Raw genomic sequence first — 14,964 nt, 5'->3', positions numbered from 1 at the left:
ACACTCTTTCCGACTACTTCCATACCTTTGAGGCATGAAATGGAATTGCGTCAGCTCCGGTACTTCATCGCCGTCGCGGAGGAAATGAACATCACGCGGGCGGCGGAGCGGCTGCACATGACGCAGCCGCCGCTGAGCCGCCAGCTTCAGGCGGTCGAGGACGAACTCGGGTTGCCGCTGTTCGAGCGCGGTGCGCGGCCGCTGAAACTGACCGACGCGGGACGCGTGTTCTACGCGCAGGCGAAGCGCGTCGTCGAGCAGGCCGACGAGCTCGGCCCGCTGACGCGGCGGCTCGCGCAGTTGTCGGAGCGGATCGTGATCGGCTTCGTGCCATCGACGCTCTATGGCGCGCTGCCGGACGTGATCCGCGCGTTTCGCGAGGCGCAGCCGAACGTCGAGCTGTCGCTGATCGAAATGTTCACGCTCGAACAGCTCGGCGCGCTGAAGGGCGGGCGGATCGACGTCGGGTTCGGCCGCCTGCGCTTCGACGACGACCAGCTCGTGCGCGAGGCGCTGATCGAGGAAAAGCTGATCGCGGCGCTGCCGGTCGGGCATCCGCTCGCGGATCCGGAACGGCCGCTGACGCTGGCGGACATCGCGAACGAGACGCTGATCGTCTATCCGAGCACGCCGCGGCCGAGTTTCGCGGATCAGCAGCTTTCCGCGCTGCGCGACGGCGCGCTGGTGCCGGCGGCCGTTCACGAGGTGCGCGAGCTGCAGACGGCGCTCGGGCTCGTCGCCGCGCAGGTGGGTGTGTCGCTGGTGCCGGAAAGCGTGGAGGGCGTGCGCGTGAGGGGCGTCGTCTACCGGCGGCTGCCGGAACCCACGGCGACATCGCCGATCATCATGAGCCGCCGGCTGCACGGCGAAAGTGCCGCGACGACCGCGTTCTGTGCGATCGCGCGGGAGATGATCGTGCCGGTGGGGTAAGGGCGGTGCTGTTTGTGCGTTGACTGCAACTAACGGTCGGTTTTGGCGCGCCCGGTCGAAGGCAGAGACGGCGTCGCGATGCGATGTGGTTCGCCGGTGACGCAGGCGGGCAGCGCGCCGGCAAGCCGGCCCAGCGCGAAAGCCCAGGCCCAGCCCAGCCCAGCCGACCCAGCAAGCGGACCTAGCAAGCGGACCCAGCAAGCCGACCCAGCAAGCCGACCCAGCAAGCCGACCCAGCAAGCCGACCCAGCAGGCCGACCCACCAAGCCGACTCGGCCAGCCGGCCCAATAAGCGAGCCAGCAAGCCGACCCCAACGACCTGACCGCAACAACCCGACCGACTCGGCAGCCGACAAAGCGGTGCACCCGCACCCCCCTACCGCTTGCCGTCGAGCGTCTCCGACGGCGATTCGCCGAACTTCTCCCGATACGCGAGCGCGAACCGCCCGAGGTGCGTGAACCCGCAATCGAGCGCGATATCGGCGATCCGTCGATCGGACATCGACCCGCGCAGCAACTCCCGCGCATGGTCGAGCCGCGTCGCGCGCAGGTACTGCATCGGGCTCATCCCGCGGAACTGCAGGAAGGCGTCGCGCAGCGTCCGTTCCGGCACGTTGGCGGCCTGGACGATATCCGCGAGCTGCAGCGGCTGCGCATAGTGCGCGTTCACGAACTCCTGCGCGCGCCGCACGAAGCCCGGCGCCGGGTCGCGGTGCGACGTGCGCAGCACGGACGGCGGGTGGCCTTCGATCAACAGGTCGATCAGCAGGTGCTCGAGCTGCGACGCGACGCGCGGATTGGCGTTCGCGCGTTCGAGCAGTTCGGGCGAGCGGGCGACGAGCATCAGCTGCTGGCGCCACGCGGCGAGCGCGGCGTCGCTGATGTGCAGCACGGGGTCGAGCGTCGCGCGCGGGTCGCCGGTGAGCGAGCCGACGGTCGCCGCGTCGATGCGCAGCACGAACTGCTCGCAGTCGGCGGACAGCACCGCGTCGAAGCGCTCGCCGGGCGCGCACAGCACGCCGGTCTGCCCGTCGACGCCGAGCTGGCGTCCCATCGCGTGGACTTCCGCCTGCCCGGACAGGCAGAACATCAGCAGGTAATAGCCGTCGACGGCGTCGACCTGCACGCGCATCGCGTCGCCGAATGCGATGGTGCCGATCCCGAGCCCGCCGAGCCGCACGAAATCCATGTGCGACGCGCCTTGCACGCGGCCGCTCGGCAGCAGTGCGTGCGGCTGCATCACGCGCGAGATCCGCTCGCGCGTCTCGTCGAGATCGCGGGATTCGAACAGCCGGTGCGCGCGCAGCGCATACGGCTCGAACGACGTTGGGGACATGGGCATCGGCCTTGGTGTGGACGCGCGCTTCGATCCGACGAATGGGTCGCGATCGGGCGCGGGTCGCGTGTGTCGCCATGCTAGCGCAGAAATCCGCCGAAAGTGGATATTGCGCCGCCGCAATCGCACTTTCCGGATAGACGGCGAATATTAGCTTTTCAAAAATGGGCGCCATGCAATCAACGAACCGGAACCACAAGGAGTCCGACATGGAGCAGACAGAATCGCCCGTCGTGTTCGCCGCGCGTGACGACGCGTCCGATGTGCGTTTTCCGCACGACGACGGCTCGCGCGTGCCCTACAAGGTATTCAGCTCGCGAGCGGTCTACGATCGCGAGCAGGAACGCATCTTCCGCGGGCCGACGTGGAACTTCGTCGCGCTGGAAGCGGAAATCCCGAAGGCCGGCGACTTCAAGAGCACGTTCGTCGGCGACACGCCGGTCGTCGTCACGCGCACCGAGGACGGCTCGCTGTCCGCGTGGGTGAACCGCTGCGCGCACCGCGGCGCGCAGGTCTGCCGCAAGTCACGCGGCAACGCGAACTCGCACACGTGCGTGTACCACCAGTGGAGCTTCGACAACGAGGGCAACCTGCTCGGCGTGCCGTTCCGGCGCGGCCAGAAGGGGATGACCGGGATGCCGGCCGACTTCGACCCGAAGCAGCACGGGCTGCGCAAGCTGCGCGTCGACAGCTATCGCGGGCTCGTGTTCGCCACCTTCAGCGATGAAGTGATGCCGCTGCCGGATTATCTCGGCGAGCAGATGCGCCCGTGGATCGACCGGATCTTCCACAAGCCGATCGAGTATCTCGGCTGCACGAGACAGTATTCGAAGTCGAACTGGAAGCTGTACATGGAGAACGTGAAGGACCCGTATCACGCGAGCATGCTGCATCTGTTCCATACGACCTTCAACATCTTCCGCGTCGGGATGAAGGCGCGCTCGATTCCGGATGCGAATCACGGGCTGCACAGCATCATCACGGTGACGAAGACGGGCGACGACACGTCGGCCGCGTACAAGCAGCAGAACATCCGCTCGTTCGACGAGGGCTTCCATCTGGAAGACGAGTCGATCCTCGATCTCGTGTCCGAATACGACGAGGACTGCACGAACCATATCCAACCGATCTTCCCGCAGCTCGTGATCCAGCAGATCCACAACACGCTGGTCGCGCGCCAGATCCTGCCGAAGGGGCCGGACAACTTCGAGCTGATCTTTCACTTCTTCGGCTACGCGGACGACACGCCCGAGCTGCGCGCGTTGCGCATCAAGCAGGCGAACCTAGTCGGGCCGGCCGGCTACATCTCGATGGAGGACACCGAGGCGACCGAACTCGTGCAGCGCGGCACGGTGCGCGACGCCGATGCGACGTCGGTGATCGAGATGTCGCGCGGCAATCCGGACCAGCAGGACACGGTGATCACCGAAAGCCTGATCCGCAAATTCTGGGTCGGCTACCAGAAGCTGATGGGCTATCGAAGCGGGAGCGCGGAATGATGGAAAACCTGACGGAAGACATGAAGACGTGGTTCGAGATTTACATGCTCCAGAACCGCTATATCGGCCACCTCGACAACGACCGGCTCGAACACTGGCCGGAAATGTTCACCGAGGATTGCACGTACGAGATCGTGCCGAAGGAGAACGCGGATCTCGGGCTGCCGGTCGGGATCGTCCACTGCACGAACCAGCGGATGCTGCGCGATCGCGTGGTGTCGCTGCGGCACGCGAACATCTATGAGGAGCACACGTACCGGCACATGACGTCGGGTCTCACGATCGTCGCGCAGCGCGACGGCGAGATCGACACCGAGAGCAACTACGTGGTCGTGCAGACGCGCAGCAACGGCGAATCGAACGTGTACCAGGCCGGCAAGTACTACGACACGGTCGTGCGCACGCCCGACGGGCTGCGCTACAAGACCAAGCGCGTGATCTACGACACGTCGCGCGTGCAGACGCTGCTCGCGACGCCGATCTGACAGCCAAGGAACCGACATGACCGAAGCTACGCTCGCCGAATGGCATCCGCTGGGCGCATTCGACGAATTCTCCGAAGACGAACCGGCGGCGCGCGTCGCCGGCCAGAAGCCGATCGCGGTGTTCCGGATCGGCGACGAACTGTTCGCGATGCACGACCTCTGTTCCCATGGTCACGCGCGCCTGTCCGAAGGCTATGTGGAGGACGGCTGCGTCGAGTGCCCGCTGCACCAGGGGCTGATCGACATTCGCACGGGTGCGCCGAAATGCGCGCCAATCACCGAGCCGGTGCGGACCTATCCGATACGGATCGTCGACGGGCAGGTGGAAGTCAATGTCGACTGACCCGTTCGTGATCGTCGGCGCCGGCCACGCGGCGCGGCGCACGGCCGAGGCGCTGCGCGCGCGCGATGCCGATGCGCGCATCGTGATGATCGGCGCGGAGCGCGAGTTGCCGTACGACCGGCCCGCGCTGTCGAAGGACGCGCTGCTGAGCGACGGCGGCGAGCAGCGCGCGTTCGTTCGCGATGCCGCGTGGTACGACGCGCAGCGCGTCGAGCTGCGGCTCGGCACGCGCGTCGAGGCGATCGAACGCGATGCGCGGCGTGTGCGGCTCGACGACGGCGCGACGTTGCCGTACGCACGGCTCGTGCTCGCGACGGGTTCGCGGGTGCGTGCGTTCGGCGGCCCGGTCGACGACGGCGTCGTTCCTCATTACGTGCGCACCGTTGCCGACGCGCGTGCGTTGCGCGCGCAGCTCGCGCCCGGGCGTCGCGTGGCGGTGCTCGGCGGCGGCTTCATCGGCCTGGAAGTGGCGGCTGCGGCGCGCCAGCGCGGCTGCGACGTGACGGTGATCGACCCGGCGCCGCGCTTGCTGCAGCGTGCGTTGCCGGAAGTCGTCGGCGCGTATGCGCGGCAACTGCATGACGCGCACGGCGTGAACTTTCAGATGGCGACGCTGCCCCGTGCGATTCGCCGCGCGGCGGGCGGCGGTGCGATCGTCGAGACCGATCGTGGCGACGTGCCAGCCGATATCGTCGTGGTCGGAATCGGCGTCGTGCCCAACGTCGAGCTTGCGCAGGCGGCCGGCCTCGAGGTCGACAACGGGATCCGTGTCGATGCGGGCTGCCGCACGGCCGATCACGCGATCTTCGCGGCGGGCGAGGTGACGATGCACTTCAATCCGCTGCTCGGGCGTCACGTGCGGATCGAGTCGTGGCAGGTCGCGGAAAACCAGCCGGCCGTCGCGGCCGCGAACCTGCTCGGCGCGGACGAAACCTATGCCGAGCTGCCGTGGCTGTGGTCCGATCAGTACGACTGCAACCTGCAGATGCTCGGCCTGTTCGGCAGCGAACGCACGACGGTTGTGCGCGGTGATCCGGCGAGCGGGCCGTTCACGGTGTTCGGGCTGGGCGACGATGGCAGGATCGTCGCAGTGGCCGCGGCGAACCTCGGGCGCGACATCGGCGCGTCGCGCCGGCTGATCGCGGCAGGGGCGGTGCCCGACCCGGTGAAGCTTGCCGACCCGGCGGTGAACCTGAAGACGTTCCTCTGACGCAGCGCGCGAACTCGGCCCGCGTGGCCGGGTTCGCGTCGGTGTCCGGCGGCGGGCGGTCGGAAAGTCGATCGAAGGAACGCCGTTCCGGACAACCTTTCCGGCGCGCGCGATGCGCGCGGGTTTGTCGTGGGCCGTCGATCGGTGCATATTAGCGGCATTGCCGTTTCACCGGTCGCCCATGACGCCAGACAAAGCCCTCGAACTGAAGCGCAGCAAGCGCCGCGCGCTATGGCTGCTGCTCGCCGCCGTCGCGGTGTTCGTCACGACGATCCTGCTGCCGCGCGGCCCGTGGGTCGACGGTATCAAGGCAGTGGCCGAGGCCGCGATGGTCGGCGCGCTGGCCGACTGGTTCGCGGTCGTCGCGCTGTTCCGGCGCGTGCCGATCCCGTTCGTGTCGCGCCACACCGAGATCATTCCGAAGAACAAGGACAAGATCGCCGACAACCTCGCGGTGTTCGTGCGCGAGAAATTCCTTGGCCCCGACGCGCTCGCCGCGCAGATTCGCCAGCACGATCCAGCCAGCAAGCTCGGCGCATGGCTCGGCGAACCGGCGAACACCGACGCGCTCGGCGGCTACGTGACGAAGCTGATGAGCTTCGCGCTCGACATGACCGACGATGCGCGGATCCAGTCGTTCGTCCGCGATGCGTTCCGCGCGGTGATCGACCGGATCGACCTGTCGCAATCGGCCGGCGTGATTCTCGACACGCTGACGAAGGACGGCCGGCACCAGGCGCTGCTCGACGACGCGATCGAACAGGTGGTCGACGTGCTCGACAAGGAGGAGAACCGCGAGGTGATCGCGGGCTTCATCGTCGAATGGCTGAAGACGCAATATCCGAAGGTCGAGAAGATCATGCCGACGCAGTGGTTCGGCGAGAACGGCGCGCGCATGCTGGCGAGCGCGGTGAGCCGCGTGCTCGAGGGGGTGGCGGCCGATCCCGAACACGAGCTGCGGCAGCGCTTCGACCGCACGGTCGTGCGGCTGACCGAGCGGCTGAAGCATGATCCCGTGTTCATCGCGAAGGGCGACGAGATCAAGCGCTACATCCGCGACGGCGACGCGTTCAACGACTATGCGCGCGATCTGTGGGATCAGTTGCGCGCGTGGCTGAAGGCCGATCTCGCGCGCCCGGATTCGTCGCTGCATCGGCAGGCCGCGACGCTGGGCGGCTGGCTCGGCGCGCGGCTCGCTGAAAGCCCGGCGTTGCGTGCGTCGATGAACGAGCATATCGAGAAGGCCGTGCACGAGATCGCACCGGATTTCGCGGATTTCCTGATGCGTCACATCCGCGATACGGTTCGCAACTGGGATGCGCGCGAAATGTCGCGGCAGATCGAGCTGAATATCGGCAAGGACCTGCAGTACATCCGCATCAACGGCACGCTGGTCGGCGGGCTGATCGGGCTCGGGCTGTACGTGGTGTCGCTGCTGCCGCATTGGGCCGGCAGATGGCTGCATTGACGTGGCCATTGCGGCCATCGCGGCCATCGTGCACATGGCGCGCCTTCGCGCGCCGGCGACTCACGCGTGCGCCTTCGCGCCGTGCAGTTGCAGGCCGAGCGCCTTGATCACTTTCAGGATCGTGCCGAAGCTCGGATTGCCGTCGTGCGACAGCGCCTTGTACAGCCCTTCGCGCGACAGGCCCGCGTCGCGCGCGACCTGCGACATGCCGCGCGCACGGGCGATCACGCCGAGCGCATGCGCGATGAAGGCCGGGTCGTCGCCGGCTTCCTGCAGACAGGCCTCGAAGTAGTCGGCCATGTCGTCGTCGGTTTTCAGGTGTTCGGCCGAATCCCACGGCCGCGTCTTGATCTTGTCCATCGATCACTCCAGGTCGAGCCGCGCGAGCATCGCGTGCGCGGCGCGGATGTCCGCCTGTTGCGTCGACTTGTCGCCGCCGCAGAGCAGGATCACCCATATCGTTTCGCGCCTGACGTAGTAGACGCGATAGCCGGGCCCGTGATCGATACGCATTTCGACGACGGGGGAGCCGGCGGATTTCCAGTCGCCCGGATTGCCCATCGACAGACGGTCGATGCGCGCCTGGATGCGCCGCTTCGCGACGCGATCCTGCAGGCCGGCAAACCACGCGTCGAAGACGTCGGTGGTCCGGATACTGAATGTTGGTGCACTGTATGGCATGAATGGCAGCATGTCAACCATGGTTCACAGATTCGATGAATGGAATTCGGTTGCCTCCACAGTAGGGCCGCGCGCGCCGTTTGACGTCGAATTGGCCGTTAGGCCGATCCTGCCGCGAGGCCAGCCTCGGCCATTCGGTCGAAGTCGGGATTGCGCGAATCCGTCTACAATCAAAAACGTCCTTGTCGACCGCGCGTGCTTGCCGCGCGCGTGCCGTGTCGTGGTTTGTGTCCAGTAGGTAAAGCGTCCGCGTGCCGTAGGCCGGCGCGCGTTCTGAACGTCGCGCGCCCGTAAGCCGGGCAGGCGGCATAACCGAGAGTCCCCATGAAAGCATCGGATCTGTTCGTGAAGGCGCTGGAAGCCGAAGGCGTCGAGTATGTATTCGGCATTCCCGGCGAGGAAAACCTCGATCTGCTCGAATCGCTGCGGCGCTCGAAGATCAAGCTCGTGCTGACCCGGCACGAGCAGGCGGCCGGCTTCATGGCCGCCACCTACGGCCGCCTGACGGGCCGCACCGGCGTGTGTCTCGCGACGCTCGGGCCGGGCGCGACCAACTTCGTGACGGCCGCCGCGTATGCGCAGCTCGGCGGCATGCCGATGCTGATGATCACCGGGCAGAAGCCGATCAAGTCCAGCAAGCAGGGCCACTTCCAGATCGTCGACGTCGTCGACATGATGCAGCCGCTGACGAAATTCACGCGGCAGATCGTGTCGATCGGCAACATTCCGTCGGCGGTGCGCGAGGCGTTTCGGCGCGCGGAGGAGGAGCGTCCGGGCGCCGCGCACCTCGAGCTGCCGGAGGACATCGCGCACGAGGAGGGCGACGGCAAGCCGATTCCGCGCAGCTACAGCCGGCGGCCGATCGCCGAGGAGAAGGCGGTCGCGCACGCGATCGACGCGATCCAGGCCGCGCGCCATCCGCTGTTGATGATCGGTGCGGGCGGCAACCGCAAGACGACCTGCAAGATGCTGCTCGAATTCGTCGACAAGACGGGCATCCCGTTCTTCACGACGCAGATGGGCAAGGGCGTGATCGACGAAACGCATCCGCTGTGGCTCGGCAACGCGACGCTGTCGGACGGCGACTTCGTGCATCGCGCGATCGAGCATGCGGACTGCATCATCAACGTCGGCCACGACGTGATCGAGAAGCCGCCGTTCTTCATGCGCGCGGACGACAAGACGGTGATTCACGTGAACTTCCTCGGCGCGCAGGTCGATCCCGTCTATTTCCCGCAGATCGAGGTGGTCGGCGACATCGCGAACGCGGTGTGGCAGATGAAGGAAGCGGTCACGCGCCAGCCGCACTGGGATTTCGAGCGCTTCACGATGATCAAGGAGCACTTCGACGCGCACCTGCAGAAGGGCCAGCACGACCCGCGCTTCCCGATGTATCCGGTGCGGATCGTGAACGACCTGTACAACGCGTTGCCGGTGGACGGCATCGTCTGCCTCGACAACGGGATGTACAAGATCTGGTTCGCGCGCTACTGGCGTGCGCACGAACCGAACTCGCTGCTGCTCGACAACGCGCTCGCGTCGATGGGCGCGGGCCTGCCGTCGGCGATCGCGACGAAGATCGTGCATCCGCAGCGCAAGGTGATCGCCGTGTGCGGCGACGGCGGCTTCATGATGAATTCGCAGGAACTCGAAACGGCCGTGCGGCTGAAGCTCGACCTCGTCGTGATGATCCTGCGCGACGATGCGTTCGGGATGATCCGCTGGAAGCAGGAGAACATGAATTTCCCCGATTTCGCGATGACGCTGAAGAATCCCGATTTCGTGTCGTATGCGCAGAGCTACGGCGCGCATGGGCATCGCGTCGAAGCGGCCGACGATCTCGAGCCGCTGCTGCGCGACTGCTTCGCGACGCCGGGCGTGCACGTGATCGACGTGCCGATCGACTATTCGGACAACGAGCGCGTGCTCAACCGCGAAATCAAGCGCCTGTCGGCGCAACTCTGAATCCGCAGTTCACCGGAAGGAGCGTTCCATGTTGAAGGATACCTATCCGTATTACCTGGCCAACGAAGCCGTCTACGCGAACACCGATCTCGACGTGACCGACAAGTTCAGCGGCAAGGTCGCGACGCGCGTCGCGCTCGCCGACGCGAAGGCGATCGATGCGGCCATCGGCGCGGCGGTCGATGCCGCGAAGCCGATGCGCGAGTTGCCGGCCTACAAGCGGCAGGCGGTGCTTGACCACTGCGTCGCGCGTTTTCGCGAGCGTTTCGACGAGTTGGCCGAGGCGCTGTGCATCGAGGCCGGCAAGCCGATCAACGATTCGAAGGGCGAAGTGACGCGGCTGATCGATACGTTCCGCGTCGCGTCGGAGGAGTCGGTGCGCATCGACGGCGAAGTGATCAACCTCGAGATCTCGGCGCGTGCGCAAGGCTACACGGGCTATACGCGGCGCGTGCCGATCGGCCCGTGCTCGTTCATCTCGCCGTTCAACTTCCCGCTGAACCTCGCCGCGCACAAGGTCGCCCCCGCGCTGGCCGCCGGCTGCCCGTTCGTGCTGAAGCCCGCGAGCCGCACGCCGATCGGCGCGCTGATCATCGGCGAGGTGCTCGCGGAAACCGACCTGCCGAAGGGCGCGTTCTCGGTGCTGCCTGCGCATCGCGACGGCGCGGATCTGTTCACGACCGACGAGCGCTTCAAGCTGCTGTCGTTCACGGGCTCGCCGGCCGTCGGCTGGGCGCTTAAGGAGAAGGCCGGCAAGAAGAAAGTCGTGCTCGAACTCGGCGGCAACGCGGCGGCGATCGTCGATGCGGATCAGCGCGACCAGCTCGACTACGTGGTCGAGCGTCTCGCGTTCGGCGCGTATTACCAGTCGGGCCAGAGCTGTATCGGCGTGCAGCGCATCCTCGTGCATGCCGATCTGTACGACGCGCTGCGCGACAAGCTGATCGCGAAGACGCGCTCGCTGAAGATGGGCGATCCGAAGGATCCGTCGACGTTCGTCGGCCCGATGATCTCCGAATCCGAATCGCGCCGGCTATCCGGCTGGATGGATGCGGCCGTCGCGGCGGGTGCGAAGATCGTCGCGGGCGGCAAGGTCGACGGCGCGATGTTCGAGGCGACGCTGCTGGAAAACGTCGGCCGCGAGCAGGACCTGTACCGCAAGGAGGCGTTCGGCCCGGTCGCGATCCTCGAGAAGTTCGACCGCTTCGACGATGCGCTCGCGCGCGTGAACGACAGCGACTTCGGGCTGCAGGCCGGCGTGTTCACCGATTCGCTCGCGCATGCGCAGCGCGCGTGGGACGAGCTGGAGGTGGGCGGCGTCGTGATCAACGACGTGCCGTCGTTCCGGGTCGACAACATGCCGTATGGCGGCGTGAAGGACTCGGGTCTCGGCCGAGAAGGGATCCGCTACGCGATCGAGGACATGACCGAGCCGCGGCTGATGGTCGTGCGGCGCCGCTAGCGCGATCGCAGGCGGCAAGGCGGCACGCGGGCTGGCGATCGCGGGATCGCGCCGGCCCGCGTGCCGTTTTTCATTTCGACACCTGCGGACGGGCGCGGCGATTCCCCGCCGTGTGGTATCGACGCGGCACCGCGCGGCGCCAGCCGAACGCGCTCGACTGCCGGTATCGCATCGTGATGTAATCGCGCGAAATGGCCAACCGGGTACGAACGGTTGGCGTGCGCATTCATTCTCCACAAGGTCGATTCATGTCCCCCGTCTCGGCATTCAAGCTGGTTCTGTTGTCGTTTCTCGCGATCGTCGCGCTCGAATGCATCGCCAAGCGGTTGCGGCTGCCGCCTGCGGCCGCGCTGCTGATCGGCGGCATCGGCATCGCGTTCATTCCCGGTCTGCCGCCTATCAATCTCGATCCGGAACTCGTGCTGCTCGTGTTCCTGCCGCCGCTGCTGATGGACGGCGCGTATTTCTCCGTCTGGGAGGAATTCAAGCGCAACGTCGGCGGCATCCTGATGCTCGCGATCGGCGCGGTGGTGTTCACGACGTTCGCGGTCGGCTTGGCCGTGCACTGGGTCGTGCCGTCGCTGCCGTGGGCCGCGTGCTTCGCGCTCGGCGCGATCGTGTCGCCGCCCGACGCGGTAGCGGCGAAGGCGGTGCTCGAGCGCGTCGCGCTGCCGCGCCGGCTGATGGTGCTGCTCGAAGGGGAAAGCCTGTTGAACGATGCGGCCGGCCTGGTGCTGTTCCGCTTCGCGGTCGCCGCCGCGCTGACGGGCGCGTTCAGTTTCGAGCACGCGGTCGTGCGCTTCGCGGAGCTCGGGCTCGGCGGCGTCGTGGTCGGCTACCTGGTCGGCAAGCTCGTCGTGTGGTTCCTGAAGCTGCTCGACGACGACTATCTGGTGATTACCGTCGCGGTGATCGCCGGCTGGATCGCATACATCGCGGGCGAGATGGTCGAGGTGTCGGGCGTGATCGCGACGGTGACGGCCGGCATGATCGTCGGCTGGCATCAGCACGAGGTGTTTTCGGCCGCCGTGCGCACGCGCGGCACAGCGTTCTGGCAGGTCATCGTGTTCCTGCTCGAGGCGATGGTGTTCGTGCTGATCGGGCTGTCGCTGCGCGGCGCGATCCACCGGCTCGGCGGTTTCGAGCAGGTGCTCGCCACGATGGTGCCGCCGGTGCTCGCGGTGCTGGCGGCGGTGGTCGTGTCGCGCTTCGTGTGGATCTACGCGGTCGAGGCGCTGAAGCTGCCGGTGCGCGGGATCGTCGGGCGCGGTTTCGCACCCGACTGGAAGGCCGCGACGATCATGAGCTGGGCCGGGATGCGCGGGGTCGTGACGCTGGCGATCGCGCTGTCGTTGCCGGAGGCGATGCCGGGCCGCGACGTGATCCTGGTCGCGTCGTTCGCGGTGATCCTCGTCACCGTGCTGCTGCAGGGCACGACCATCGGGCCGCTGATCCGGCTGCTGCGCCTGCCTCAGCACGAAGCGCGCGCCGCGCATCACCTGACCGAGCCGATGGCGTGGGCGCACATCGAGGCGGCGCAGCTCGCGGCGATCCAGCCGCTGGTGCGCGACGAGCGCGGCAACGTGATTCACCCGCGCCTGCTGGAGCAATACACGTATCGCGCGCAGCTGACCGAGCGGGCGAAGAACGAGCCTGCGTATCCTGCGGAGGTGCGCACCGCGCACTACGACGTCGTGCTGGCCGCGATCAAGGCCGGACGCGCGGAATTGTTGCGCCTGCATCGTTCCGGCCGCATCCACGACGAGATGCTGCACATGCTCGAGCGGGATCTCGATCTGCAGGAAGTATCCGCGCAGCACGCGCGCGGGTAGGCTGCCGCGCGCGTGCTGCGCACGGCGCACGCCGCACGCCACGCGCCACACGCCACACGCCACACGCCGTCGGCTCCGGCTCCGGCACCGGCTCCGGCTCCGGCCGGCCGGCCGGGCATTCGCGTCGCGGCCAATCCGGTCACGGCGCGCTACTTTTCCCCTCTATTTCCGCCCAATTCCATCGCATCGGAATCCGGCCCCAATACCACCAACACACAAGCCTTGCAGCGCATGCAAGCCTCGTGGCATCGGCCTCGCAAACGTTATCGTGTTTCGCGTCCGGAAATGATCTGATTTAACTGAATCCCTCTCTTTCACCATATTTGGCAAAACTAAACCGGAAGGAGATAGATGCTGTGTTCTAATTTCATTTAGAATCAGCCGGTTATCTTTATTGAGAGAAAGCACGCGGAGGTAATACGACCGTCGTCGGGGGAAAATCGGCGCTCGGATCCCCGTGAGGCAATGCCGACAGGCCAGGTCGGCAACAACAAGCGGATTTCTCGACCGCTAAATTAAGATGGCGTCCAAGTCGGATAAACAACTCCTATGAAAGAATCAATTGGAGATTTGGCGTTTGAAACGGTATTTATGAAAGAATCGAGCGGTGAAAATGCGCCGGATTGTCTCGAATCGGGGCTATCGGTTCTGCTCGTCGACGATCAGCCGTTCGTCGGCGAGGTGATCCGCCGCGCGCTGCGCAGCGAGCACGATATCGACCTGCATGTGTGCACCGACGCGCACCGGGCGATGGCGGTCGCGCGCGATGTGAAGCCGACGGTCATCCTGCAGGACCTGGTGATGCCGGAAATCGACGGCCTCGACCTCGTTCGCGCGTGGCGCGCGGACGCCGGCACCGCACGCGTGCCGATCATCGTGCTGTCGGCGAAAGAGGAGCCGATCGTCAAGCGCGAGGCGTTCATCGCCGGCGCGAACGACTATCTCGTGAAGCTCCCGGACGCGATGGAGCTGACCGCGCGCATCCGCTATCACTCGAATTCATACCTGATGTCGCGGCAGCGCGACGAAGCGCTGGATTTCCTGTCGCACGACATGCGCTCGCCGCAGACGTCGATCCTCGCATTGCTCGAGGTTTACCGCACCGAGCACGGCGACATGCCGGCGATCATGGAGCGCATTGCCGGCCATGCACGGCGCGCGCTGGCGCTGGCCGACGGCTTCATCCACCTGACCCGCGCGCAGTCGGAACGCCGCGCGCACGAGGTCCTGAGTCTGAACGAGATCGTGCTCGACGCCGTCGACCAGCTGTGGGAGAGGGCGGCCGGCTTCGGCAGCCGCGTCGTGGCCCACGTGCCCGACACCGAGTGCGTGACGATGGGCGACCGCATGATGCTCACGCGCGCGGTCGCGAACCTGATCGACAACGCGCTGAAATACGGTCCGGCCGGCACGGACGTGCATTGCACGCTGGGCGACGACGACGGCGCGTGGCTGATCGGCGTCGAGGACGCCGGCAGCGGCATCGCGCCCGAGCAGCGCACGGCCGCGACCGAGTCGTTTGTGCGGCTCGAATCCGTGCATGGCGCGGCGCGCAGCGGCTTCGGCCTCGGGCTCGCGTTCGTGCGCGCGACGGCCGCGCGGCATCGCGGCCAGATCCTGATGCGCAATACGGCGCGCGGCTTCATGGTCGCGCTCCGGCTGCCGGCGCAAGCGGACCGGTGATTTCGCGGCGCGGCCCCCCCGGTGCCGTGCCGCCCGCAGACGATGCGCTCGTGGCGCGCCGTGCGGCGTG

At 66.7% G+C, this 14,964-nt stretch carries 13 protein-coding genes; 10 read left to right on the top strand and 3 right to left on the bottom strand.

Annotated features, from left to right (window positions below; all coding sequences use genetic code 11):
* Nucleotides 1-39: 39 nt before the first annotated feature.
* Nucleotides 40-930, top strand: coding sequence for a LysR family transcriptional regulator (locus SB771_RS02515; protein ID WP_105830061.1), 891 nt, complete (start codon nucleotides 40-42; stop codon nucleotides 928-930).
* A gap of 376 nt (nucleotides 931-1,306) precedes the next feature.
* Here the strand turns inward: SB771_RS02515 and andR are convergent, their stop codons facing one another.
* Nucleotides 1,307-2,266, bottom strand: a complete 960-nt coding sequence (gene andR, locus SB771_RS02510) for an anthranilate 1,2-dioxygenase regulatory protein AndR (RefSeq protein ID WP_175659636.1) — start codon at nucleotides 2,264-2,266, stop codon at nucleotides 1,307-1,309.
* A 209-nt stretch (nucleotides 2,267-2,475) separates the two neighbouring features.
* Here andR and andAc point away from each other — a divergent pair, with 209 nt between their 5' ends.
* The 5 genes from andAc to SB771_RS02485 all read left to right on the top strand — a co-directional run bounded on the left by andAc (nucleotide 2,476) and on the right by SB771_RS02485 (nucleotide 7,271).
* Nucleotides 2,476-3,765, top strand: coding sequence for an anthranilate 1,2-dioxygenase large subunit AndAc (gene andAc, locus SB771_RS02505; protein ID WP_175659635.1), 1,290 nt, complete (start codon nucleotides 2,476-2,478; stop codon nucleotides 3,763-3,765).
* Nucleotides 3,762-4,250, top strand: coding sequence for an anthranilate 1,2-dioxygenase small subunit AndAd (gene andAd / locus SB771_RS02500; RefSeq protein WP_011660415.1), 489 nt, complete (start codon nucleotides 3,762-3,764; stop codon nucleotides 4,248-4,250). Before andAc ends, andAd begins: the two co-directional genes overlap by 4 nt.
* Nucleotides 4,251-4,266: 16 nt before the next feature.
* Nucleotides 4,267-4,593 (top strand): anthranilate 1,2-dioxygenase ferredoxin subunit AndAb, encoded by a 327-nt coding sequence (gene andAb / locus SB771_RS02495; protein WP_006756593.1) that lies wholly within the window; start codon nucleotides 4,267-4,269, stop codon nucleotides 4,591-4,593.
* Nucleotides 4,583-5,803: an anthranilate 1,2-dioxygenase system ferredoxin--NAD(+) reductase gene (gene andAa, locus SB771_RS02490; protein ID WP_175659634.1), complete on the top strand. Its 1,221-nt coding sequence runs from the start codon at nucleotides 4,583-4,585 to the stop codon at nucleotides 5,801-5,803. The genes andAb and andAa overlap by 11 nt, the downstream gene beginning before the upstream one ends.
* A 181-nt stretch (nucleotides 5,804-5,984) precedes the next feature.
* The gene (locus SB771_RS02485; RefSeq protein ID WP_175659633.1) at nucleotides 5,985-7,271 is read left to right on the top strand and encodes a DUF445 domain-containing protein; all 1,287 of its coding nucleotides are present in this window, start codon (nucleotides 5,985-5,987) and stop codon (nucleotides 7,269-7,271) included.
* Between the two features lie 60 nt (nucleotides 7,272-7,331).
* On the opposite strand, the gene SB771_RS02480 is transcribed toward SB771_RS02485, so the two are convergent.
* Together SB771_RS02480 and SB771_RS02475 are read right to left on the bottom strand one after the other, a co-directional pair.
* The gene (locus SB771_RS02480; protein WP_006750245.1) at nucleotides 7,332-7,631 is read right to left on the bottom strand and encodes an addiction module antidote protein; all 300 of its coding nucleotides are present in this window, start codon (nucleotides 7,629-7,631) and stop codon (nucleotides 7,332-7,334) included.
* A 3-nt stretch (nucleotides 7,632-7,634) separates the two neighbouring features.
* Nucleotides 7,635-7,952, bottom strand: a complete 318-nt coding sequence (locus SB771_RS02475) for a type II toxin-antitoxin system RelE/ParE family toxin (RefSeq protein WP_175663195.1) — start codon at nucleotides 7,950-7,952, stop codon at nucleotides 7,635-7,637.
* A gap of 324 nt (nucleotides 7,953-8,276) precedes the next feature.
* Between SB771_RS02475 and SB771_RS02470 the strand changes: the two genes are divergently transcribed.
* The 4 genes from SB771_RS02470 to SB771_RS02455 all read left to right on the top strand — a co-directional run bounded on the left by SB771_RS02470 (nucleotide 8,277) and on the right by SB771_RS02455 (nucleotide 14,894).
* Nucleotides 8,277-9,917 carry an acetolactate synthase large subunit gene (locus SB771_RS02470; RefSeq protein ID WP_012365545.1) on the top strand — a complete coding sequence of 547 codons (1,641 nt, stop codon included), beginning with the start codon at nucleotides 8,277-8,279 and terminating at the stop codon, nucleotides 9,915-9,917.
* A gap of 28 nt (nucleotides 9,918-9,945) precedes the next feature.
* The gene (locus SB771_RS02465) at nucleotides 9,946-11,379 is read left to right on the top strand and encodes an aldehyde dehydrogenase family protein (RefSeq protein WP_165752683.1); all 1,434 of its coding nucleotides are present in this window, start codon (nucleotides 9,946-9,948) and stop codon (nucleotides 11,377-11,379) included.
* Between the two features lie 248 nt (nucleotides 11,380-11,627).
* Nucleotides 11,628-13,211: a Na+/H+ antiporter gene (locus SB771_RS02460; RefSeq protein ID WP_105786653.1), complete on the top strand. Its 1,584-nt coding sequence runs from the start codon at nucleotides 11,628-11,630 to the stop codon at nucleotides 13,209-13,211.
* Between the two features lie 549 nt (nucleotides 13,212-13,760).
* On the top strand, nucleotides 13,761-14,894 hold the full coding sequence (locus tag SB771_RS02455) for a hybrid sensor histidine kinase/response regulator (protein ID WP_175659631.1): 1,134 nt from the start codon (nucleotides 13,761-13,763) through the stop codon (nucleotides 14,892-14,894).
* The last annotated feature ends 70 nt before the right edge of the window (nucleotides 14,895-14,964 follow it).

This window comes from Burkholderia sp. SIMBA_051 (genome assembly GCF_046534915.1).
In the GTDB taxonomy this organism is placed as follows: Bacteria; Pseudomonadota; Gammaproteobacteria; order Burkholderiales; family Burkholderiaceae; genus Burkholderia; species Burkholderia ambifaria.
Note: the sequence above shows the minus strand (reverse complement) of the source record. Positions and strands in the feature narration are given on the sequence as shown.

What these genes read in the sequence shown, in the direction of transcription:
- SB771_RS02460 (WP_105786653.1), top strand. Translation starts at nt 11,628, where the DNA reads ATGTCCCCCGTCTCGGCATTCAAGCTGGTTCTGTTGTCGTTTCTCGCG.
- SB771_RS02465 (WP_165752683.1), top strand. Translation starts at nt 9,946, where the DNA reads ATGTTGAAGGATACCTATCCGTATTACCTGGCCAACGAAGCCGTCTAC.
- SB771_RS02485 (WP_175659633.1), top strand. Translation starts at nt 5,985, where the DNA reads ATGACGCCAGACAAAGCCCTCGAACTGAAGCGCAGCAAGCGCCGCGCG.
- SB771_RS02515 (WP_105830061.1), top strand. Translation starts at nt 40, where the DNA reads ATGGAATTGCGTCAGCTCCGGTACTTCATCGCCGTCGCGGAGGAAATG.
- andAa (WP_175659634.1), top strand. Translation starts at nt 4,583, where the DNA reads ATGTCGACTGACCCGTTCGTGATCGTCGGCGCCGGCCACGCGGCGCGG.
- SB771_RS02455 (WP_175659631.1), top strand. Translation starts at nt 13,761, where the DNA reads ATGAAAGAATCAATTGGAGATTTGGCGTTTGAAACGGTATTTATGAAA.
- andAb (WP_006756593.1), top strand. Translation starts at nt 4,267, where the DNA reads ATGACCGAAGCTACGCTCGCCGAATGGCATCCGCTGGGCGCATTCGAC.
- SB771_RS02480 (WP_006750245.1), bottom strand. Translation starts at nt 7,631, where the DNA reads ATGGACAAGATCAAGACGCGGCCGTGGGATTCGGCCGAACACCTGAAA.
- SB771_RS02470 (WP_012365545.1), top strand. Translation starts at nt 8,277, where the DNA reads ATGAAAGCATCGGATCTGTTCGTGAAGGCGCTGGAAGCCGAAGGCGTC.
- SB771_RS02475 (WP_175663195.1), bottom strand. Translation starts at nt 7,952, where the DNA reads ATGCCATACAGTGCACCAACATTCAGTATCCGGACCACCGACGTCTTC.
- andAc (WP_175659635.1), top strand. Translation starts at nt 2,476, where the DNA reads ATGGAGCAGACAGAATCGCCCGTCGTGTTCGCCGCGCGTGACGACGCG.
- andR (WP_175659636.1), bottom strand. Translation starts at nt 2,266, where the DNA reads ATGTCCCCAACGTCGTTCGAGCCGTATGCGCTGCGCGCGCACCGGCTG.
- andAd (WP_011660415.1), top strand. Translation starts at nt 3,762, where the DNA reads ATGATGGAAAACCTGACGGAAGACATGAAGACGTGGTTCGAGATTTAC.